Origin of the sequence: Chryseobacterium sp. MEBOG07 (assembly GCF_021869745.1) — a bacterium.
GTDB lineage: Bacteria > Bacteroidota > Bacteroidia > Flavobacteriales > Weeksellaceae > Chryseobacterium > Chryseobacterium viscerum.
Genome location: NZ_CP084579.1, coordinates 3,453,552 through 3,476,946, shown reverse-complemented (window position 1 = coordinate 3,476,946; position 23,395 = coordinate 3,453,552). Strand labels below are relative to the sequence as shown.

The window sequence follows — 23,395 nt, the reverse complement described above, 5'->3', positions numbered from 1 at the left end:
TTTTGATTAAAGATAATTTTACCTGTTTAAAATTGTAAATCAAAAAAAATATCTTTTTTATTTGGATTTAAAAGAAAATATATTTTAAATTTGCCAAAAAAATTAGATAAATAAATGGAAATAGAAATTTCCTCATGCGAACATCTAATGTATGTGAGTGAAATACAGCAGGAAATGTACGATTCTGCACAGCGTAGAGGAACGGGGATCGCAAAACGTTCCATAGAATATTTGAGTAAGAAGATTTCAGAAGGCAATGCTGTGGTAGCCACTGAAAATGGTGAGTGGGTAGGTTTTTGTTATGTAGAAACCTGGTCACATGGGAAGTTTGTAGCCAATTCGGGACTGATTGTGTCTCCGAAATTCAGGAACGGAGGAATAGCGACTCAGATCAAGCAGAAAGTTTTCCAATTATCTAGAGATAAATATCCGGAAGCAAAAGTATTCGGATTGACAACAGGTTTGGCAGTAATGAAAATCAATAGTGATTTAGGCTATAAGCCAGTAATCTATTCTGAACTGACTCAGGATGAAGAATTCTGGAACGGTTGCAAGAACTGCGTGAACTATGAGATTTTAATGATGAAGGAACGTAAAAACTGTCTGTGTACAGCGATGTTATTTGTTCCTGAAAACGATAAAAAAAAAGAGACGATAAGTAATCGTCCTGAAAATAAATATGATGAAATGAGCCAAGCCGATTTTGGGCATTCTGCACAAAATTCCGTTGGTGAGTTTCATTTGACTAGTAATAAAAATAAAAAAAGTCCAGATGAAAAAGAAAATCATCTTAGCGTTTAGCGGAGGTTTAGATACTTCCTACTGTGCAAAATATCTTAGTGAGACTCTAGGATATGATGTGTATGCCGTTACTGTAAATACCGGAGGTTTTTCTAAAGAAGAAGAAAAAGAATTGGAAAAAAGAGCCTTCAATCTTGGAGTAAAGGAATACAGGTGCGTAGACGCTCAGGAAGATTATTATAATTCATGTGTGAAGTATTTGATTTTTGGGAATGTATTGAAAAATAATACCTATCCTCTGTCTGTAAGTGCTGAGCGTACCATTCAGGCGCAGGAAATTGCAAAATATGCTATTGAAGTACAGGCAGATGCCATTGCACACGGAAGTACAGGAGCCGGAAACGATCAGGTTCGTTTTGATTTGATCTTCCAGGTAATGTGTCCGAATATAGAGATCGTTACGCCAATCCGTGATATGGCTTTGTCCCGCGAAGAAGAAATTGAGTTTTTGAAAGATCACGGGTATGAAATGGAATTCCAGAAAGCACAATATTCAGTCAATAAAGGACTTTGGGGAACTTCAGTAGGAGGGAAAGAAACCTTGACGTCAAGAAATTACCTTCCGGAAGAAGCTTTTCCATCTCAAATCAAAGAAACTCAGCCCTCAGAACTGGAGATCGAGTTTAAAAACGGAGAAGTAGTAGCAGTAAATGGAGAAAGCTTTGAACATTCTGTGTATGCCATTCAAAAAATAGAAACTTTGGCTTCACCATATGGAATAGGTCGCGATATTCACGTAGGAGATACCATTGTTGGGATTAAAGGACGCGTAGGATTTGAAGCGGCAGCAGCTTCAGTGATTCTCAAAGCGCATCATTTATTAGAAAAGCATACCCTTTCAAAATATCAGCAAATGATGAAGTCGCAGTTATCCGATTGGTATGGGAACTGGCTTCATGAAGCACTTTTCTTAGATCCTGTCATGAGAAATATAGAATCTTTCCTGACAGATTCTCAGAAAACTGTAAGTGGGAAAGTGTTTGTAACGCTCCATCCATACAGATTTATTCTTAACGGAATAGAATCCGATCATGATCTCATGTCTGATAAATTCGGAAGTTATGGAGAAGCCAACAGAGCATGGACCGGTGATGACGTGAAAGGATATACAAAAATTGTAAGTAATTCTTTAAATATATACCACCAGATTAACCAGAATATCAACTAGTTCCGAAGGGACGATTTAATGTAAGGCAGGATGTGTTTCTGTCAGAATCAAAATGAAGAAAACAGTAGGAATAATTGGTGCCAACGGTTATACAGGAAGTGAGCTGATACGCTTACTGGCTTTTCATCCCCATGTGACATTGAGTTTTTTATATAGTCGTTCAAATTCGGGAACAAAAATTTCGGATCTGTACCCGGATTTAACGACGGTTTGTGAAATGGTTTTGACCGATAAGCCTGAAGAGGTAGACATTCTTTTTTTATGTCTTCCGCATAAGGAAAGTCAGAATTGGTTAACTAAAAATTCAGTTAAGGATGAAACACTGGTTATTGATCTTGGAAATGATTTCCGTTTAGAAGGAAATTTCGGAAACAGAGATTTTATCTACGGATTACCGGAAATCAATAAAAAACAACTGGCAGGGGCAAAAAGTATTGCCAATCCAGGATGTTTTGCAACGGCGATTCAATTGGCTTTGCTGCCATTAGCAGAAAAAGGAGTCTTAAATGAAGTCTTTACTACAGGGATTACAGGTTCTACAGGAGCCGGACAGTCTTTGCAGGCAACGACTCATTTTACCTGGAGAAATGATAATGTTTCAGCGTATAAAACTTTAACTCATCAGCATGTAGATGAGATTTTACAACAGCTGATTTCATATAATAATAAAGAAGTAACCCTGAATTTTGTTCCATGGAGAGGAGATTTTGCAAGAGGAATTTTTACAAGTTCCACAATGAAGACGGATCTGGAGCTGAAGGAAATAGAACAATTGTATCAGGATTTTTATGCAGAGGAGCCTTTCGTTACGGTAAGTAGCAGGGCAGTTGATTTAAAGCAGGTTGTCAATACCAATCGCTGTGTGATTCAGATCGAAAAGAGTGGAAATGTTGTCGTTATTCACTCAGCGATTGACAATTTGTTAAAAGGTGCTTCAGGACAGGCAGTACAGAATATGAATCTGGCCATGAACTGGGAAGAAAATGCAGGCCTGAATTTGAAGCCAATAGCCTTCTAAATTGACAATAAGTAATTGAGAATTTTAAACAAGAAGTAAATCCGACTTAGGAAAATGGAGCGTTAAGAAAATTAATTCTATGAACGTTAAGAAAATTCTACTGTTCGAATTGCGAGGGAAATAAATAACCGAAAAGCCAATTTGGATTTCGCACAAGTTTTAGAATTTTTAGAGAATAGAACTAATTTTTAGCGGAAGTTTCCAGGTCTTGAACTTTTGTTTCTTTTGTTTTAAGACAAAAGAAAGAATAAAAAAAACAAAAAATGAATTTATTCAACGTATATCCATTATTCAACATAAATCCGGTAAAAGCTCAGGGATCTTTTCTTTGGGATGATAAAGGAGAACAGTATCTTGATTTTTACGGAGGTCATGCTGTCATTTCCATTGGACATAACCATCCACACTATCAGAACAAACTGAAAGATCAATTGGAAAAAATTTCTTTTTATTCCAATTCGGTACAGAATGAACTGCAGACTGAATTGGCGGACAAGTTGGGAAAACTTTCAGGATATGAAGATTACAATCTTTTCTTATGCAACTCAGGAGCAGAAGCAAATGAAAATGCATTGAAACTGGCTTCATTTCATAACGGAAAAAACAAAGTGCTGTATTTCTCAGGTTCATTCCATGGAAGAACTTCCGCAGCGGTTTCTGTGACAGACAATCCAAAAATTGTGGCTCCGGTGAACTTTTCTGAAAGATTTATCAAATCAGAATGGAATGATGTACAGCAGCTTGAAGAAACTTTTGAGAAGTATGGAAATGAAATTTCGTCTGTGATTATCGAAGGAATTCAGGGAGTAGGAGGAATTATGATTCCAACGCAGGAATTTTTATCTAAAATTAAAGAATTGTGCGAGAAATATAATGCTGTTCTTATTTTGGATGAAGTGCAGTCAGGATATGGAAGAAGCGGATATTTCTTTGCGCACCAGGAGTTTGGTGTAGAAGCAGATATCATTACTACAGCTAAAGGAATGGGAAATGGTTTCCCGGTTGGCGGAGTTTTGATCCATCCTAAATTCCAGGCAAGCAACGGTTTGCTGGGAACTACATTCGGGGGAAATCATCTGGCTTGTGCGGCTTCAATTGCTGTTCTGGATGTAATGAAAGATGAAAATCTTATCGAAAACGCTCAGCAGATGGGCGCGTATATTGAAAATGAAATTAAAGATTTACCACATATTAAATCCATCCGAAGGAAAGGATTGATGATAGGAATAGAACTCAATAGAGACTGTTCAGAAATAAGGAAAAGCTTATTGTTCGATCATCATATTTTCACAGGAAACTCTAACGATAAAACAGTGTTGAGGATTCTTCCGGCACTGAATATAAAAAAAGAGGAAACGGATCTTTTCATCAATGCTCTGAAAACAGTATTGGAGAAAATTTAAACCACAAAAGTCACAAAAGATTTTAAACACTTAAGTGATTGTAAGAAAATACTAAGCGCTTAAGGAGTACACTTAAGTTTTTGAAAATCTTTGATTTTCATCTGATGTGATCTTACATATTTTCAAATTAATAAACTTTTAAAACTTAAGTGTTCTAAAGTGTTTAAATAAAAACTTTTGTGGTTAGATCAACAACTAATAGGTAAAAGAAATCTTTAAAATCAATTCAAAATGAAAAAATTCACCTCTGTAAGTGATGTTGAAAACTTACAGGAAATCATAAAAAAAGCGTTACAAATAAAAGCAGACCCCCTTACCGAAACAGAAAAAGGAAAAGGGAAAACAATAGGACTTGTATTTTTAAACTCAAGCCTTAGAACCCGTCTGAGCAGTCAGATTGCTGCTCAAAATCTGGGATTAAATGTATTGACATTAAATGCTGCTCAGGAAGCCTGGAATCTTGAATTCGCTGACGGAGCTGTCATGAATGGAGATACAGTAGAACATATTAAAGATGCTATTGAAGTTCTGAATCAATATTGTGATATCATTGCAGTGCGTTGTTTTGCCGGAATGAAGAGCAAGGAAGATGATGTGAATGAAAGCATCTTAAGTCAGTTTGAAAAACATGCAACAGTTCCTGTCATTTCATTGGAATCTGCAACCCGTCACCCGCTACAAAGTCTGGCAGACTGTATTACTATTACTGAGAACTGGGAAAAAGAGCATAAACCAAAAGTGGTTTTAACTTGGGCGCCACACATTAAACCTATTGCACATGCCGTTGGAAACTCTTTCGCAGAATGGATGCAGGAAATGGATGTAGAGCTGGTAATTGCTAATCCCGAAGGGTATGATTTGGATAAAAATTTTACAAAAAATGTAAAAGTGGTTCATGATCAGGATGAAGCGTTGAAAGATGCAGACTTCATCTATGTAAAAAACTGGTCTTCTTTTGATGACTATGCAGCAATGCCTGAAGTGAAGGGAGATTGGATGCTGACGAACGAAAAATTAGCCAATACCAACAATGCAAAAGTAATGCACTGTCTTCCGGTTCGCCGTAATGTAGAATTGAGTGATGAGGTGATGGATGGAGAGAATTCTATCATTTATCAGCAGGCAAAAAACCGTATTTTCTCTGCGCAGGCTGTGTTCAGTGAAATTTTAGATGAATTAAAAGCCAAATAATTTTTTGCTTTCCATCACTGCCGAGGTTCAAAACCTTGACAAGATGAAAGAGGTAAGGATCTCAAAAAGTTTACAATGAAAAAAAAATTATACATCATAAAAATTGGGGGAGCTCTAATTGATGATGAGGAATTATTAAACCAATTCTTAGAACAGTTTTCTGAAATCCAGGAAAAGAAGATCCTTGTTCATGGTGGTGGAAAGTTGGCGACAACGCTGGCTGATAAACTGGGTATTGAGCAGAAAATGATCAACGGAAGGAGGATTACGGATAAAGAGACATTGGACATTGTAACAATGGTATATGCAGGAGGAATCAATAAGAATATTGTTGAAAAATTACAGCAGAAAAAATGCAATGCCATAGGCTTTTCCGGTGCAGACGGAAATCTGATCAAGGCCAAAAAAAGAGAAGACCCTGAGATAGACTTCGGATTTGTGGGAGATATCAATAAGAAAAGCGTGAATAAAAAACTGGTTTCAAAATTAATGAAACTGGATCTTGTTCCTGTATTTTCTGCGATTACCCACGATAAAAAAGGAAACCTTTTTAATACCAATGCAGATACTATTGCTTCTGTAATGGCGCAGGCTCTTTCGGAGAAATATGAAGTTGAACTTTTGTATTGCTTTGATAAAGCAGGCGTTTTGGAAGATGTAAACGACCCTGAATCATTGATCAAAAGTGTAACGGAAGGAGAGTTTGCAGTATTAAAAGAAGAAGGAAAGCTTCACAAGGGTATTTTACCCAAACTTGAAAATGCTCTGGGAGCAATAAAAAATAATGTAAATAAGGTGTTTCTGATCAAAGAAACAGAACTTAAAAACCATATAGAAAATCATCATGCAGGAACTGAAATCTGTTTATAATAAAGAAGAATTGTTGAATAATGCAGTCGGATTGCTTAAAAATTTGATTGAGATTCCTTCATTCAGTAAAGATGAATTCAATACGTCAGTGGAAATTGAGAATTTTTTCAAGAAACATCAGATTCCTACCAAACGTTTTAAAAACAATATCTGGGCAGTGAATAAACACTTTGATGTGTTTAAACCTTCTGTTTTGCTGAATACACATCATGATACCGTAAAACCTAATAAGGCTTATACATTGGATCCGTTTGTTCCTATTGAAAAAGACGGAAAGCTGTTTGGGCTGGGAAGCAATGATGCCGGAGCTTCTTTGGTTTCTATGGCACAGGTTTTTTTACACTTTTATGATAAAGAAGATTTAAAATATAATTTAGTTATTGCTTTGACGGCGGAGGAGGAGATTTCAGGATTTGATGGAATTGAAGCTTTATTTTCGCAGCTGCCTAATGTAGAACTCGCCATTGTAGGAGAACCCACGCAGATGAATCTGGCGATTGCAGAAAAAGGCCTTCTTGTGATTGATGGAGAAATGAAAGGAACTCCTTCTCATGCCGCTCATCCTAATAATGATAACTCGATTGTAAAATGTATGCTGGATCTGCAGAATATTTTAGCCTTTAAATTTCCAAAGGTTTCAGAGTATCTGGGAGAAGTGAAAGTTACCTTATCCGGAATTCATGCAGGAGTACAGCATAACGTTGTTCCGGAGTCGTGTAATTTTACACTGGATGTGAGGGTTACAGACGAATATTCCAATCAGGAAACATTTGAAATCATTCAGTCTCAGATGAAATCTACGTTGACTGCAAGATCTTTCAGACTGAATTCTTCAAAGATCGAAATGGACCATCCGTTTGTAAAAGCAGGGATTGAAATCGGAAGGACAACTTACGGTTCACCTACTTCTTCAGATCAGGCGATTATTCCATGTACATCCGTGAAAATGGGCCCTGGAGACAGTAGGCGCTCTCATACGGCAGATGAATTTATCTATATCCAGGAAATAGAAGAGGGAATAGAAATCTACATCAGAATTTTAGAAAAAGTGTTATAAGGAATGGAAGAGGGAAGCAGGAAGAAGGGAAGTTATTACAGTATGTTATTAGCTTCCAGCCTCCAGCCTCAGACTTCCAGCTCAATATATGTTTTGACGCTGCCCGGCAGGCATTGAAGTTTAGTTTTTAATAAGATTTATGCAAAAAGAAAATTAGAAATGAAGACTTTACATAAGGAAATGTTTTTTTATAGTTAATAGTAATAAGGATTGCCTTGCTGGGCATGTCAAAACCAACAAATATTTTAAATCAAATATTATGAAATCACTACCCACGAATTTTTCTGGTAATACAACAGATAGAAGTGGTGATTGCATATGATTTTAAAAAAAATAGACAATTACATATGAAAAAGATATGGCAGAAGGATGACCTGGCCACCAATATATTAGTCACTCAATTTACAGTCGGGAAAGATCTTGACTTTGACGAACGTTTAGCGAAATATGATGTCAAAGGTTCTATGGCACATTGTAAAATGTTGGCAGAAACCGGCATTATCACTCAGGAAGAATCGGAGCAGATGCTATCTGTTTTGGAGACTATTTTAAATGAAATTGAGAATGGGAGTTTTGAAATTGATAAAGATGCTGAGGATATCCATTCTCAGGTAGAAGCGATCTTAATTGAAAAATTAGGAGATACGGGAAAGAAAATCCACACGGCAAGATCAAGAAATGATCAGGTTTTACTGGATATTAAATTGTATTTATTGGATGAAATCCGTGAGATCACAGGTCTTACTGATGAGTTTTTCCAGATTTTAATTCAGTTGGCAGATCAGCACAAGAATGTTTTACTGCCGGGATATACTCACTTGCAGATTGCAATGCCTTCATCATTCGGTTTATGGTTTGGAGCTTATGCGGAGGCGCTTTTGGATGATGTGGAAATGCTGTTTTCAGTAAAGAATATCATTAATAAAAATCCACTGGGATCAGCGGCAGGTTATGGTTCGTCGTTTCCGATCAACCGTGAAAGTACGACCTATAACTTAGGTTTCCAGTCGATGAATTATAACTCGGTGTATGCTCAGATGACCCGTGGGAAGTCAGAAAAAATGCTGGCAATGTCTATGGCGACTTTGGCGGGAACGCTTGGGAAATTTGCTTATGATGTTTGTCTGTATCTGAGCCAAAATTTTGATTTTATCAGTTTTCCAAAGGAATTTACAACAGGAAGCAGCATTATGCCTCATAAGAAAAATCCGGACATCTTTGAGCTGGTTCGTGCACGATGCAACAGAATCCAGTCGCTTCCGAATGAACTGATTCTTTTGACAAATAACCTTCCTTCAGGATATCACAGAGATGTACAGCTGACCAAAGAAATCCTTTTCCCAGCCATAGATTCTTTAAAAGAATGCTTAGAGATCCTAAGCTATACTTTGCCTAATATTCAGGTAAAAGACGGGATTCTGGAAGATGAAAAGTATAAATACCTTTTCAGTGTAGAAAAGATCAATGAAGAAGTGAAAAATGGAAGCTCATTCCGTGATGCTTATGTGAAGGTAGGGCAGGAGATCGAAAACAATGAATTTGAATTTAAGCAGGGAAACCTTGAACATACCCACCAGGGAAGTATCGGGAATCTTTGTCTGGATAAAATAGAATACCAGTTTAATAAACTGAAAAATAAATTATTGGGTTAAAATATAAGCCATTAAGGTCATCAAAAACTTGTGCAGAATCAGTGGAATTTCTAAAAATTATTTTAGCCTGCTGTCTTTTCGTTTGTAAACCTTAATCTTAATAAATCTTAGCTGCTTAAGTGATCTTAATGGTTTGATTTTACTCCGCTCTTTGAATTTGATGATTGATTATATTGAACCATTAAGGTAGATGGTGACTTTAAGGTGGGTTAAGAAAACCTGCAATTTGTAAGTATTACTTTTGAGTAATTCGCTTGCGAATCCCTTAACTATTCTTCATCCTTTAAAAAACTTAATGGTATAAAATAAAAGGATTTACTCCAGTTCAATCTTGAACTTAGTAGATTTTGCTGGCTAGTGAAGTATTATTTATAGTTGAAAATAAAGAGTAAATATACTGCCCAAAATTTTATCGAAGATAAAATCTTTGCGCCTTATAGCATAAAGTTGATAAATTTCTTTGCGTCTTTGCGTTTTCTAACAAAATAAAATATGGTGGTAAGCGCAAAGGCACAAGAAATAAAACAAATATGTATAAGGTTTTCAAGACGCAAGAAAATCAAAGATTTTAAGCAAATGAAATAGGAATTAATTGTAAGTTTAAAGCGGAAATATTTATTCCAGATCAATTTTGAATTTGGTAGATTTTTTTACCTCATGAAGCACGATAGAGCTATGGTACTGGCCGATATTAGGAATATTTGAGATAACATTCACCGCAAATTCGTTATAAGAATTGATGTCTTTGGCAATGATTTTCAACATATAGTCATACTCTCCGGAAAGACTGATGATTTCCTGTACCTCATCGTATTTTCCGATATGTTCTTCAAAGGTTTCCAATACTTTCTTGGACTGTTCCTTGAGACGGACATTACAGTAGACTACAATATTTAAACCCAATTTTTCACGGTTTAAAAGGCCGACATATTTCTGAATGATCCCCTGTTTCTCCAACTGTTTGATTCGCTCATACGTAGGAGTAAAGGTAAGACCAATCTTTTCGGAAATTTCTTTAACCGATAGTGTAGAGTCTTCCTGAATAATGCTGAGAATCATTTTGTCTTTTAAATCCATAGAATAAATTTGAGTTTTAACAAAAATATTAATTTTAAATGAGAATAAGGAAATACTGAGGTTTTTAATTTATTTTAAACTTAATTTTTGTAGGTTCATAAAATTGTTATATCTTTGCACCTAATGAATAAAAAAGCATTTATATCATTAGATTTACCGGGCGAAAGCGCCCTTTACGATATTTATTGTTATTAGCGAAGATTGTTGTCTTCGCTTTTTTTATGCCCAAAAATAAGAATTATGTTTACGATTACAGAACTAAGTACCGAGAGAATCAACAGTATACTGACAGAAGCAATGGCTTTTGCAAATGGTAAAACTGCTAAAATTGAAGGAGAAGTTTTTTGCTCAAACCTTTTCTTCGAAGACAGTACAAGAACCAAAACAAGTTTTGATCTTGCAGAAAGAAAACTGGGACTTCAGGTAGTTCCTTTTGATGCATCGCACAGTTCGGTAAACAAAGGCGAAAGTCTTTATGATACAGTAAAGACCATTGAAAGTATAGGAGTAGACCTTGTCGTTATCCGAGATAAGAAAGACAGGTACTTCGAGGAACTGCAAAATATTAACATTCCGGTGATCAATGGAGGTGACGGAACAGGAAACCACCCTTCACAATGTATGCTGGACTTGCTGACGATCTATCAGGAATTCGGAAAGTTTGAAGGATTAAAAGTAGGAATTGTAGGAGATGTAAAACACAGCCGTGTTGCCAACTCAAGTGCAGAAGCATTAAGAAGATTAGGCGCTAAAGTATACTTCTCAGGACCTGAACAATGGTTTGACGAGGGAGCTTTAATCAACGGAACCTATCTTTCAGTAGATGAGCTGATCGCTGAAGTGGATGTGCTGATGTTATTAAGAATTCAACATGAAAGACATGATGCGGCAATGAGCTTCACTGCCTCAGAATACCATAAAAGATATGGTCTGACCAAAGAAAGAGAGCAGGTAATGAAAAAAGAAGCAATCATCATGCACCCGGCACCAATCAACAGAGGAGTGGAAATAGATTCAGACCTTGTAGAATGTGAGAGATCAAGAATCTTCAAACAAATGCAAAACGGAGTATTCGCCAGAATGGCCATTTTGAAAGAAGCTTTAGAAGAAAAAGGATTTACGTTTAAGTAAATTGCGCAAAGTAAAATGTAAAGCATATATCATATAGCCGACATTATACAAATTAGGAAAAGTAAAAAGAAAGTAAAAGAAAATCTAAATAGAAAAAATGAAGAAAAAATTAATACTGGAGTCCGGTGAAGTGTTTCATGGAGAAGGTTTCGGAGCAGAATTGGAAACTGCAGGGGAAGTAGTTTTCAATACCGGAATGACAGGGTATCAGGAATTGATTTCTGACCCATCGTATTGCGGTCAGATAGTTTGTATGACCTATCCGCTTATCGGGAATTATGGTATTAACCGTGATGATTATGAAAGTATAGAGCCGGCAATCAAAGGGCTTATCGTAAAAGAACTTTGCGATCTTCCTTCCAACTTCCGTACTCAGATTACTTTAGATGAATTATTTAAAAAGAAAAACCTTTCAGGAATTTCAGGAATTGATACAAGAAGACTGACAAGAATTCTTCGTAACTATGGAGTGGTGAAAGGAAAAATCGTCAACGCTGATGCTGATGAAGCTGCAGTAGCTGCAGAGTTGAAAGCAACAAATTTCCCAACCAATCAGGTAGAGGAAGTTTCAACAAAAACACCTTATGCTAACCCTAACAGAGGTTTCAAAGTAGTGTTGGTAGATTTCGGTGCAAAACTGGGAATTATCAGAGAGCTATCTCAAAGAAACTGCGATATCATCGTTGTTTCACAGGATACCACAGCAGAAGAGATTCTATTGATGGATCCGGACGGAATCATGCTGTCAAACGGTCCTGGTGACCCGGAAGATGTGCCGCATGCTTTGGATATGATCAGAGGATTATTAGGAAAAGTTCCGATCTTCGGAATCTGTTTAGGACACCAGTTGATTGGTCTTGCTTGTGGAGCGAAAACTTTCAAACTGAAATTCGGACACAGAGGTGGAAATCACCCGGTATTGGATCTGGAGAAAAATACAGTAGCTATTACTTCTCAGAACCATGGGTATGCAGTAGATCAGGAAAGTTTAAAAGGAACAGACCTTATCGAAACACATATTGCATTGAACGACAGAACAAACGAAGGTCTGAAACACAAGATTCACCCTTGTTTCTCTGTTCAGTATCACCCTGAAGCAAGCCCAGGCCCTGAAGATGCAAACTACCTGTTTGATGAGTTTATTCAAATGATGGAGGACTTTAAAAAGTAAGAAAGACTTCAGATATTAGACATCAGATAACAGACTCTATCATGCATAATTTTGAAAAGTTAGTTTTTTGGCAAAAATCGATTGAACTTGCAAAACAGGTTTATATCATTTGTTCAGAATTACCTAAGGATGAAAAGTTTGGTTTGATTTCTCAAATTAAAAGATCTGCAATCTCCATTCCTTCAAATATAGCAGAAGGTGCAGGAAGAAATAACGATAAAGAGTTTTATCATTTTCTTGGTATTGCAAATGCTTCTTCTTTTGAGTTGCAGACCCAGTTAATTTTAACTAGAGAATTAAATTTACTTGATGTAGAAAAAGTTAACAGTTTAATATCAAATCTGAATGAAATTCAAAGAATGATTTATACATTCAAATCTAATTTAAAAAAGTAAAACATCCTGTTGGATGTCTGAAATCTGACATCTAACATCTTGTATCTAAAAAAAAAAATGGCAAAACGTACAGATATAAAAACAATTTTAGTAATCGGTTCAGGACCTATCATCATTGGTCAGGCAGCTGAATTTGATTACGCAGGAACGCAGGCTTGTCTGTCTTTAAAGGAAGAAGGCTACAAGGTAATTTTGATCAATTCAAACCCTGCAACAATTATGACAGATGTGGAAATCGCTGATAAAGTATATATCGAGCCGATTTCATTACAGTTTGTAAGCCACATCATCAGAAAAGAACGTCCTGATGCATTATTACCAACACTTGGAGGACAAACAGGACTGAATATGGCTGTTGAGTTGGAAAAATCAGGAATTCTTGAAGAATGTAAAGTGGAAGTACTGGGTACTACACTTTCTGCAATCAACAGAGCAGAAGACAGAGACCTTTTCCGTGAATTGATGAGAGAATTGAACGAACCGGTTCCAGACTCTGATATTGTCAATACCGTAGAAGGAGCCCTTGCTTTTGCTGAAAACATCGGGTATCCGGTAATTGTTCGTCCTGCCTTTACAATGGGAGGTACAGGAGGTGGTATCGCTTCCAATGAAGTAGAATTGAAAGAAATTGCTGAACTGGGATTGAAGCACAGCCCGGTTACACAGTGTCTTATTGAAAAATCAATCGCTGGTTTCAAAGAAATTGAATACGAAGTAATGCGTGATGCAAACGACAATGCCATTGTGGTTTGTAACATGGAAAATATAGATCCGGTAGGAGTTCACACAGGAGACTCTATCGTAGTGGCACCTTCTCAGACACTTTCAGACAGAGAGTATCAGTTGCTGAGAAATGCTTCTTTAAAAATCATCAGAGCTTTAGGAATCGAAGGAGGATGTAACGTACAGCTGGCTTTAGATCCAGACTCATTCGACTACTATATTATCGAGGTAAACCCTAGAGTTTCCCGTTCATCAGCTTTAGCAAGTAAGGCAACAGGATACCCGATCGCAAAAATTGCTGCAAAAATCGCTGTAGGATTAACTCTGGATGAAATCATGAACCCGGTAACAGGAAAAACATACGCATGTTTCGAGCCAGCTCTTGACTATGTAGTAACAAAATTCCCGAGATTCCCATTCGATAAATTTGAAACAGCAGACAGAAGACTTTCTACTCAGATGAAAGCGACTGGTGAAGTAATGGCAATCGGAAGAAATCTTGAAGAATCTCTACAGAAAGCTATCCGTTCATTAGAAACAGGAATCAAACATTTAGGATTAAAAACGAAGCAGGCTGAGGCTCTTACTGCTGAAGAAATCGAAAGAAGAATCAGAGTGTGTGATGATGAGAGATTATTCATCATCGGTGACGCTTTAAGAAGAGGATATGATTGGGAACAGATTGTAGAATGGAGTAAAATCGACAAGTTCTTCATCTGGAAGCTGAAAAAATTAGTTGATTTCGAAAAAGTAATCGCTGAGAACAAATTTAATAAGGAAACATTAATTGAAGCTAAAAAATTAGGTTTTGCAGATGTCACTATTGCCGTTCTTTGGGATGTAGCAGAACGTGAGGTTTTTGACTTCAGAAAAGAAAACGGAGTAATGCCGGTTTACAAAATGGTAGACACTTGCGCCGCTGAGTTTGAAAGTGAAACCCCTTATTTCTACGGAACTTACGAAGAAGAGAACGAAAGTGTTGTTTCAGACAAAGAAAAAATCATTGTACTGGGTTCAGGACCTATCAGAATCGGACAGGGAGTTGAGTTTGACTACGCTACTGTTCACTCAGTATGGGCGATCAAAGAAATGGGTTATGAAGCAATTATCATCAACAATAACCCTGAAACTGTTTCTACAGACTTCTCGATCTCTGACAAATTATACTTCGAGCCGCTTACGGAAGAAGATGTAATGAACATCATCGATCTTGAAAAACCTAAAGGAGTAGTTGTACAGTTCGGAGGACAAACGGCGATCAACCTTGCCGATAAATTGGCATCTCATGGAGTACAGATCTTAGGAACTTCATTAGAAGATCTTGACAGAGCTGAAAACAGAGACAAATTTGAAAAGGCACTTCAGGAAATGGGAATTCCTCAGCCAAAAGGAAGAACATCTACATCGAAAGAAGAAGCGATAAAAATTGCAAACGAAATCGGTTACCCGGTATTGGTACGTCCAAGCTACGTTCTTGGAGGTAGAGCAATGGAAATTGTATACGCAGAAGCAGAATTGGCTCACTATATGGAGAACGCTGTAGAGGCTAGCCCAGAGCACCCTGTTTTGGTAGACAAGTACATGGTAGGAAAGGAAATTGAAGTAGACGCCATCTGTGACGGTGAAACAGTAATAATTCCGGGAATTATGGAACATATCGAAAGAGCAGGAGTTCACTCCGGAGACTCTATCGCGGTATATCCACCACAGAATATTTCTCAGAGTGAAATTGATACCCTGGTAGACTATACAGAAAGGCTGGCAAAAGGATTAAAGGTGATAGGATTAATGAACATCCAATACGTTCTTTTTGAAGGAAATGTTTACGTAATCGAAGTGAACCCACGTTCTTCAAGAACAGTTCCTTTCTTATCTAAAATCACAGAGGTTCCAATGGCTAACCTTGCAACAAAGGCAATTTTAGGACAAAAACTGAAAGATTTAGGATACAAAAACGGATTGGTTCCAAACAAAGAAGGGGTATTTGTAAAAGTACCGGTGTTCTCTTTCTCAAAATTAACGAAAGTTGATATCTCTTTAGGCCCTGAAATGAAGTCTACAGGAGAAGTAATGGGGAAAGATACAACCCTTGAAAAGGCACTTTACAAAGGATTGGTTGCAGCCGGAAGAAAAGTTCCTATGCACGGCTCTATCCTGTTTACGGTAGCAGATAAGCACAAAGAAGAAGCGGCAGCTCTTGCAGCAAGATTCCATGAAGTAGGATTCAGAATCTGGGCTACAGAAGGTACTGCGAAGTTCTTCGGAGAAAAAGGAATCCCTTGCAAAATCGGATACAAAATCGGAGAAGAAAGCGTAAACCTTATCGACCTGATTCAGAAAGGAAAAGTTCAGTATGTTGTGAATACCACTACAAAAGGTAAACAAGCTGAAAGAGACGGATTCCAAATCAGAAGAATGAGCGTAGAAAATGGTGTTCCTTGTTTAACGTCAATGGATACAGTAGAAGCGATCTTAAAAGTAATCGAAAGCATGAGCTTCAAAATGGAGACGATGTAATTCGGACAAAATAAATATTGTAAACCTCATAGATTTCTGAAATCTATGAGGTTTTTTAATTCTAAAACTAAAAATTTTCTTAGGCTGTCTAATCAAAAATCGGAAATATAATTTTATAATATATCCCAAAAGACTACGTATGATTTGGATAAATATTTAAAAGTAAAATATCAATGGATAGGATATAACTAAAATTAATATTAACTAGTTAATAGCAAAGGGTTAAAATTATCTGATTTTTGCCGAATTATTTATAAATTAGTGCGTTACAAAATAAAAGCTATAACGATATTTAAAAACAGATAAAATTCCATCAAATCTAAGAATAACCATGGCAGAATATCAAGCAAAATCAAGCAATTCTTTATCTTTTGAAGTTACAAAAGACAGTCAGTTCATAGGAAGACTTATCTATACAAGCTGGTTTAAATTTAATGCAGAAATTGAGATTGGTAACCGTTTTTATCTGGTCGAACCCAAAGGTTTCTGGGGAACCACTATTGAGTTGAAAGACAATGAAAGGGTTCTTCTGAAGTTTCGTATGAACTGGAATGGAGAAATTGTCATTCAGACCTATTTTGATGGAGTGAAAGACGGTTTTCTTTTTAAGCATAGAGGAATATTTAAAGAATCATTTGTATTGGCTGATCAGGAGGGAACAGAACTCTTTGTGATGAAGCCGAATCTGAAGTGGAGCTCTATGAACTATGAATATAATATCACGACCTCTGAAAAATTCGAAACACTTCCGAATAAAGAAATTGTCTTAATTAATGCTTTGCATTGCGCCAACTATTATATGTCCATGATGATGGCTATGTAATGATATAAGCTTTTTCAGTTCTTAATAAGTTTCTATGGTATCAGAATTTGATCATATTATCGCTCATTTCAGCCATTATATTAAAGTGAGTGAAACGTTGAGAAATGAGCTTGAAAGCAGATTATCTTTTCACACTTTTGAAAAAGGTGAACTGGTACAGGATGCGGATAAGGTTTGTACCAAAAGCTATTTTATTCTCAAAGGACTGGTGAGAACCTATTATCTGAAAGATGGAGTTGAGATCAGTGAATATTTTTCTTGTGAAAATGAGTGGATCAATTCTCCTAAAAGTTTTATAGAAAGAACTAAGGACATCTACTATATTGACTCTCTTGAAAAAACAGAAACCTTTTGTCTGAAGGTGAATGATCTCGGTTATCTTTTCGACCATTTTCCGGAAATGGAACGGTATGCAAGACTCTCTATGGGAAGCGTATTCGGACACCTTATGGAAAGAATTACTTCACAGAGATTTACGACGGCAAAAGAAAAGTATGAACATTTTCTAAAGGTGTATAGAGGAGTTTACCACCGGATTCCACTGGGAATGGTTGCTTCCTATCTTGGAATTACACAATCTACTCTGAGCAGGCTGCGTACAGAAAAGTAGTTTTTGATCTAGAGCAAAAATAAATCCATTTTCCGGGTCTATTTTTGACAAAAAAAATCATGAAACTATTATTTAAAATTTTCTTTTTTCTGTTAATAAGCATTACATTGAATGCGCAGGATACTATTCATTCCAAAAATACAGATGCTGTCTTATATACTCCCTCAAAAAAGATAAAAGGCTTGATAAAAGGCTTGGGAGGTTCAGAGAGAGGTAATGCCTGGGCGTCCAGACATTGGAAATCAGTAAGGGATCAGTTCCTTGATAAAGACTATGCTTTTTTAGCATTAGCTTATTTTGGTTCAAAGAATTCCCCGAAGTTTCTTGATAAAATTGAGATTCAGGATGTGTATAATGCTATATCGATTGCTAAACAGAAAACGCATACAGATAAAATAGCGATAGTAGGAGGTTCCAGAGGTGCTGATCTTGCCTTGCTTCTTGGAAGCTATTATCCTGATATTTCTTGTATTATTGCTCTTTCGGCCAGCCATGTTGCTTTTCCCGGAAATACCAGCCATTTTTCGACTTCCAGCTGGACATTTGGAGGCGAAGAACTTCCTTTCGTTCCTGTAAATGAAGTTGCAGTTCCTTTTATGATTCAGCATGATATAAGAAAAGCGTTCGAAGCAATGTTGCAGGATAAAACTGCTGAAGCTAAGTCTCTTATAAAAGTAGAAAATTCTAAAGCTTCTATTTTACTGATGTCCGGTAATCAGGATGAAATATGTCCATCGGCAGAGATGTCAGATAAAATGATTCAGAGGCTTAAAGACAACCATTATCAATACCATTTTGAACATATTAAATGGAAAGGTACCCATACTGAACCTTACCAGCATTTTGACCAGGTTTTTATCTTTCTTCAAAAATATTTTTAAAATAAAAATGTAAACACGGATAAAAATTGGGTTCTTGAATTTTCATGAACCCTTTATTTATGGGCTATCCAAGAAGAGATAATTTATGATTTGCATCATGTTTTTATTTAGAATTAATAAAAATAAGTAATTTTGCTTTACTAAGCTTAATTATAAAAATGAAAAAAATTACTATTTCTGCATCTTTGTTAGCAGTGACTATGCTGAGTGCACAGGAAACGGATACCATTAAAGTGGCCGAGATCCAGTCCGTATCACTCCAGGGAACCCACAATTACCGAACCAAAAAGTCTGAATCCATAGCAAGACTTCCTTTGGAAAACCTGGAAAACCCTACTGTTTATAATCTTGTACCCAAAGAAATCATCAGTGAAATGGGAGCTGTTGATTTCAATACGGCAATGGCCTCTGCTCCCGGAGTTGTCGTAAGCAACAGTGTGAATGACAGTGGAAACGATATTTTTCTGAGAGGATTCAGCTCAAATGCCAGTTTCAGAAACGGATTGACGCAAAACCCGCGAGTACAGTCCGAGATCGCTAATATTGAAAGAGTAGAAGTAATAAAAGGACCTTCAGGAACCTTATTCGGAGGAACATTGGCAAATTACGGTGGAGTGGTGAATGTGGTAACCAAAAAACCACAGGAGAAATTCGGGGGAATTATCAATTACACGACCGGAAGCTGGGGGATGAACAGAATCACAGCGGATGTCAATACGCCTTTAAATAAAGAGAAAACAGCTTTGGCCAGATTCAATGTGGCTGCTTATTCACAAGACTCTTTTCAGGATGCCGGCTATAACAAAGGATTATTTTTCTCAGGAAGTATTTTGTACAAGGTAAGCGACAAAACAACTGTAACGCTTGACACCGAATTTCATGCACCGGATAAAACATTGAATGCCTACGTAAGAAACTCAGAAAAACTGACCTTACATTCAATGAAAGACCTTGAAGTAGCCTATAAAAGAGCATTTACAAGCAATGATATCGGTTCCAAAAGAACCAATTTTGTAACGATGGCTGAAGTTACTCATAAATTCAACGATCAATGGACTTCAAGAACGTCTTACCAAAGAGGTGAAGCCAATGAGAATGAATCTATATTTTTAGTCCTCAGGTATTTGAATAACAATCAGGTAGAAAGAATGATCCGCCCTTTTGATAGTTTTAAAATTACTACAGATAACATCCAGCAGAATTTTATCGGAGATTTTAAAATAGGAGGCTTAAGGAACCGCCTTGTTGTCGGAATAGATTATTTCCAGCAAAAAACAAGATATCAATATCCATATTATGAAGCCAACGGATACAGCAATGTCTTCCTGCCTTATGATAAAGTGAATCTTGACAGTTCTTCAGCATGGGACCCGATCTCAAGAAATAAATTCATGAATAAGGATAGAAAATCTACAGAATCTGATATTACAACATTCAGAACAATAAGCGGTTATGTCTCTGATGTATTGAATATCACAGATAACCTTTTGATAATGGCAAGTTTGAGAGTAGACAGCTATAAAAACGACGATACCATTGTGAATGGGGTAGAAATTTCTACTAAAAACGGGTATCCTGAAAATAAAGTCTCGGGTTACAGCCAGACCCAGTTTTCACCAAAGTTTGGATTGGTATATGAAATTGTTAAGGAGCAGATTTCATTCTTTGCCAATTACGTAAATGGGTTTAAAAACTATGCTCCATCCCTTAATGAAGCCGGAGTTTTAACAAAATGGGATCCTGAACAGGGAAATCAGATTGAAACGGGTTTCAAATTGGATCTTTTTAATAAAAAACTACTGACGACGGTAAGTTATTATAATATCAATGTCAAAAACAGGCTTGTTGCTGATCCGGGTGGAATAGGAAGTATTCAGGATGGTAATATTAAAAGTCAGGGACTGGAAATAGGAATTATTGCCAACCCCTTTAAAGGATGGAATATCGTGGCTGGATACGGCTATAACGACAATAGGTATGATGACCGAAGCAAAGACAAAGGGAAAAGGATGGCCTGGACCCCTAAACATGTAGCCAATCTATGGACCAGTTATAAGATTATGGATGGCGCTTACGAAGGAATTGGTTTTGGGGCAGGATTCAATTTTGTAGACCAAACATACATCAACATCACAAATCATTTCCTGGCACCGTCTTATACAACGGTAGGAGCTACGATTTTCTATGACAAGAAAAAATACAGGATTGGTCTGAAAATGAATAATGCCCTGAATGAAATGTATTGGAACTTCTATGGGCAGCCACAGAAGCCAAGAGAGATTCTTGCCAACTTCGCATTCAAATTTTAATCCTTAAAAAAACAAAAACAATCTCAAAGAAAATATAAGGGTGAAAACCGCAAAGGCGCAAATATTAGATTTATAACGTGTAAGTCTTCCTGGAGCTTGAAATATGCTAAAGTAAACAGTAACAGGAATACTCCTTTCACTTTACAACATGCACAATAATAAATTCTTTTGCGCCCTTGCATTTTCAACCCATATAATTGGGGAATACTAAAAGATATGGAAAACAAAAAAACTAATCCCAGGAAAAAGCAAGGAAAATCCCTTACCAAAAGGATTACCGGATGGCTGCATCTCTGGCTCGGATTGGTATCCGGGATCATTGTGCTGACCGTTACCCTTTCAGGAACAGTATTCGTCTTTTGTGACGAAATTATTGATCTGTTCGGCGGGAATGCCAAATATGTTCAGGCTCCGGCCAATGCCAGAAAAATGACACCCGAGGAATTGCTTGCCCAGTTTCATCAACAGGTTCCGGACAGGAAAGCATTTTATTTTGATACCTATAAAGAAGCAGACAGAAGTTTCAGAGTAGCTTCAGCTACCCAGCCGCCTAAAGATAAAAATGCGGGTAAAGCAGAGAAACCTAAAAAGAAAGAACGTGGTCCGCGAGGGGTATTTGCTTACCATTATCTCGACCCTTACACCGGAAAAGTGATCGGTTCTACAAAAAGCTATGAATTTTTCTATGTAGTAGCTCATATTCATGCTCAATTGCTGGCAGGGAAGTTCGGTAAAACGGTGGTCGGAATTGCCTCAATCATATTTTTTATTCAGCTAATCGGCGGACTGATTCTTTGGTGGCCCAAAAAATGGAATAAAACCACAAGAACGGCTGCATTTAAAATTAAATCAGGAACAAAATGGCGTAGAAAAAACTACGATTTTCATAATGTCTTTGGTTTCTATTCATTGCTTCCGGCGGTATTTATTACCATCACAGGACTGATTATGGCTTACAAGGTTTTGACAGATCTTACGCAACAAGCCTTTGGTGGAGCAGCAGACGCCCATACCATTGCTGAAAAATACGAACCCAAGTTTGATCCTGAGAAAAAGGCATTGTCCTTTTCTGCTTTTGTAGATAAAAATTTCAAAGAATTTCCTACAGCCCAACAGTTTAGAATGAGTATTCCCAGAAATGATTCTACAGCTGTTTACCATGTGGCTGCTGCCAAATTCATTGGATTAAAAAGTCTTGTTAACGGAAAAACAATGGAAGCCAACAAATACACAGGAAATGAAGTCAATTATCCAAAGGAAGTTCAGATGCATGAAGTGATAGAGCATATGAATTTTGATCTTCATGTAGGCTATTGGGGCGGTATGTTTGGGAAAATATTCACCTTCATTATCGGAATTATCTGTACAAGCCTTCCTATTACAGGATTTCTGATCTGGTGGGGCAGAAGAAAAAAATCACCAAAAAAGAATAAAGAAATTACAAACATTCATCAACATAGAAAAGATTCACATCATGAACAATTGGTTTAAAACTATATGCCTTCCACTATTTTTATTGTGTACATGGAGCAAAGCTCAGGAGAAATTGACAATAGGAGAGAAGCAGAACGTATTTTCAAAAGTTTTGAATGAAAACAGGGAAATCTGGGTTCATCTGCCTAAAACATATAACGACAGCACCATCAATCCTGCAAAGTATCCGGTAATTTATCTTTTAGACGGAGAAATCAATTTTGAATATTATACAGGATTGACAGATTTTATTGCCAGAACACCTTATGCAGATATTCCGGAATGTATTGTCGTAGGAATAAAAAATACAGAAAGAACAAGAGATCTTACTCCCACAAAATCTCAAAAGAAAAGCCCGGTAAATCCTACTCTTACCCTTTTTGCAGACAGTGGCGGAAGCGAAAATTTTGTAAAATTCCTGCAGGAAGAGCTGAAGCCATTCGTCCAAAAAAATTACAGAACACAGGAATATTCTGTTTTGGTTGGGCATTCTTTTGGAGGATTATTTGCCATCAATACATTTCTTACTCATCCCGACTATTTCAATGCCTATGTTGCAAATGATCCGAGTTTATGGTGGGATAACAAAGTGATGATAACAAAGACAAAAGAATATCTGGAGAAGAATAAAAAATTCCCGGTAAAAAAAACGTTGTATGTTTCCCAGGCAGACAATGAAGAGCAACAGAAAAACTGGAATTCTGATATGACCCAGGCCATTGAAGAATTTAAAGGAATAATAGAAAAGAATGGATCCCTGAACTATAAGCACAGCTTTTTTGAAGGAGAAACCCATGGAGCGGTTTCCTATCCCGGAAATTATGAAGCGTTGAAATTTATATTTAAAGGTTTCAGAACCAATATAAAACAATTCGCCAAAAATCCGAAACTGCTTGAAGAAGATTATAAAAACCTTTCAGAGAAAATAGGAACACAATTTACCCCTTCAGAAGCCTATCTGAATGTAGTCATCAAGTTCATGAAGAGCAATGATTTTAAAGAGCCCGAAACCTATTTTATTAGGTTGAAAGATCAATATTATCCTAAGAAATAATAAACATAAAAAAGCAAATCCGTTGATAAACATATTTGCTTTTTTATACATGCATAGGAATCCTGATATTA

Annotated in this window: 19 protein-coding genes; 18 read left to right on the top strand and 1 reads right to left on the bottom strand. The window is 36.8% G+C overall.

Annotated features, from left to right (window positions below; genetic code table 11):
• Nucleotides 1-114: 114 nt before the first annotated feature.
• The 8 genes from LF886_RS16020 (at nucleotide 115) to argH (ending at nucleotide 9,160) form a co-directional block, all read left to right on the top strand.
• Entirely contained in the window at nucleotides 115-801 is a 687-nt protein-coding gene (locus tag LF886_RS16020) for a GNAT family N-acetyltransferase (protein ID WP_236850522.1), read from the top strand.
• Nucleotides 773-1,969, top strand: coding sequence for an argininosuccinate synthase (locus tag LF886_RS16015; RefSeq protein ID WP_236850521.1), 1,197 nt, complete (start codon nucleotides 773-775; stop codon nucleotides 1,967-1,969). The genes LF886_RS16020 and LF886_RS16015 overlap by 29 nt, the downstream gene beginning before the upstream one ends.
• Nucleotides 1,970-2,021: 52 nt before the next feature.
• On the top strand, nucleotides 2,022-2,987 hold the full coding sequence (gene argC / locus LF886_RS16010; protein WP_236850520.1) for an N-acetyl-gamma-glutamyl-phosphate reductase: 966 nt from the start codon (nucleotides 2,022-2,024) through the stop codon (nucleotides 2,985-2,987).
• A 263-nt stretch (nucleotides 2,988-3,250) separates the two neighbouring features.
• Nucleotides 3,251-4,390, top strand: coding sequence for an aspartate aminotransferase family protein (locus LF886_RS16005; protein ID WP_236850518.1), 1,140 nt, complete (start codon nucleotides 3,251-3,253; stop codon nucleotides 4,388-4,390).
• Between the two features lie 231 nt (nucleotides 4,391-4,621).
• Entirely contained in the window at nucleotides 4,622-5,581 is a 960-nt protein-coding gene (locus LF886_RS16000) for an N-acetylornithine carbamoyltransferase (protein ID WP_236850516.1), read from the top strand.
• A 75-nt stretch (nucleotides 5,582-5,656) separates the two neighbouring features.
• Nucleotides 5,657-6,451, top strand: coding sequence for an acetylglutamate kinase (gene argB, locus LF886_RS15995; RefSeq protein WP_236850514.1), 795 nt, complete (start codon nucleotides 5,657-5,659; stop codon nucleotides 6,449-6,451).
• Nucleotides 6,426-7,508, top strand: coding sequence for a M20 family metallo-hydrolase (locus LF886_RS15990; protein WP_124536081.1), 1,083 nt, complete (start codon nucleotides 6,426-6,428; stop codon nucleotides 7,506-7,508). The genes argB and LF886_RS15990 overlap by 26 nt, the downstream gene beginning before the upstream one ends.
• A 347-nt stretch (nucleotides 7,509-7,855) precedes the next feature.
• A complete protein-coding gene (gene argH / locus LF886_RS15985) occupies nucleotides 7,856-9,160 on the top strand; it encodes an argininosuccinate lyase (protein WP_236850513.1) in 1,305 nt (434 codons plus the stop codon).
• 615 nt (nucleotides 9,161-9,775) lie between these two features.
• On the opposite strand, the gene LF886_RS15980 is transcribed toward argH, so the two are convergent.
• Nucleotides 9,776-10,237: an Lrp/AsnC family transcriptional regulator gene (locus LF886_RS15980; protein ID WP_077414878.1), complete on the bottom strand. Its 462-nt coding sequence runs from the start codon at nucleotides 10,235-10,237 to the stop codon at nucleotides 9,776-9,778.
• 240 nt (nucleotides 10,238-10,477) lie between these two features.
• Between LF886_RS15980 and LF886_RS15975 the strand changes: the two genes are divergently transcribed.
• From LF886_RS15975 to LF886_RS15930, 10 genes are all read left to right on the top strand, one after another.
• Nucleotides 10,478-11,368 carry an aspartate carbamoyltransferase catalytic subunit gene (locus tag LF886_RS15975; RefSeq protein ID WP_317207634.1) on the top strand — a complete coding sequence of 297 codons (891 nt, stop codon included), beginning with the start codon at nucleotides 10,478-10,480 and terminating at the stop codon, nucleotides 11,366-11,368.
• A gap of 97 nt (nucleotides 11,369-11,465) precedes the next feature.
• Nucleotides 11,466-12,539, top strand: a complete 1,074-nt coding sequence (locus tag LF886_RS15970) for a carbamoyl phosphate synthase small subunit (protein ID WP_103234758.1) — start codon at nucleotides 11,466-11,468, stop codon at nucleotides 12,537-12,539.
• Nucleotides 12,540-12,580: 41 nt separating this feature from the next.
• Complete coding sequence (locus LF886_RS15965) at nucleotides 12,581-12,934, top strand: four helix bundle protein (protein WP_236850512.1); 354 nt, start codon at nucleotides 12,581-12,583, stop codon at nucleotides 12,932-12,934.
• Between the two features lie 57 nt (nucleotides 12,935-12,991).
• On the top strand, nucleotides 12,992-16,174 hold the full coding sequence (gene carB / locus LF886_RS15960; RefSeq protein WP_236850510.1) for a carbamoyl-phosphate synthase large subunit: 3,183 nt from the start codon (nucleotides 12,992-12,994) through the stop codon (nucleotides 16,172-16,174).
• 331 nt (nucleotides 16,175-16,505) lie between these two features.
• Nucleotides 16,506-16,997 (top strand): hypothetical protein, encoded by a 492-nt coding sequence (locus LF886_RS15955; RefSeq protein WP_103233862.1) that lies wholly within the window; start codon nucleotides 16,506-16,508, stop codon nucleotides 16,995-16,997.
• Nucleotides 16,998-17,031: 34 nt separating this feature from the next.
• Entirely contained in the window at nucleotides 17,032-17,607 is a 576-nt protein-coding gene (locus LF886_RS15950; protein WP_236850503.1) for a Crp/Fnr family transcriptional regulator, read from the top strand.
• Between the two features lie 59 nt (nucleotides 17,608-17,666).
• A complete protein-coding gene (locus LF886_RS15945; protein ID WP_236850501.1) occupies nucleotides 17,667-18,488 on the top strand; it encodes an acyl-CoA thioester hydrolase/BAAT C-terminal domain-containing protein in 822 nt (273 codons plus the stop codon).
• 158 nt (nucleotides 18,489-18,646) lie between these two features.
• Nucleotides 18,647-20,797: a TonB-dependent siderophore receptor gene (locus LF886_RS15940; RefSeq protein WP_236850499.1), complete on the top strand. Its 2,151-nt coding sequence runs from the start codon at nucleotides 18,647-18,649 to the stop codon at nucleotides 20,795-20,797.
• A 216-nt stretch (nucleotides 20,798-21,013) separates the two neighbouring features.
• Nucleotides 21,014-22,288 carry a PepSY-associated TM helix domain-containing protein gene (locus LF886_RS15935; RefSeq protein WP_236850498.1) on the top strand — a complete coding sequence of 425 codons (1,275 nt, stop codon included), beginning with the start codon at nucleotides 21,014-21,016 and terminating at the stop codon, nucleotides 22,286-22,288.
• Complete coding sequence (locus tag LF886_RS15930) at nucleotides 22,272-23,324, top strand: alpha/beta hydrolase (RefSeq protein ID WP_236850496.1); 1,053 nt, start codon at nucleotides 22,272-22,274, stop codon at nucleotides 23,322-23,324. The genes LF886_RS15935 and LF886_RS15930 overlap by 17 nt, the downstream gene beginning before the upstream one ends.
• Nucleotides 23,325-23,395: the final 71 nt, after the last annotated feature.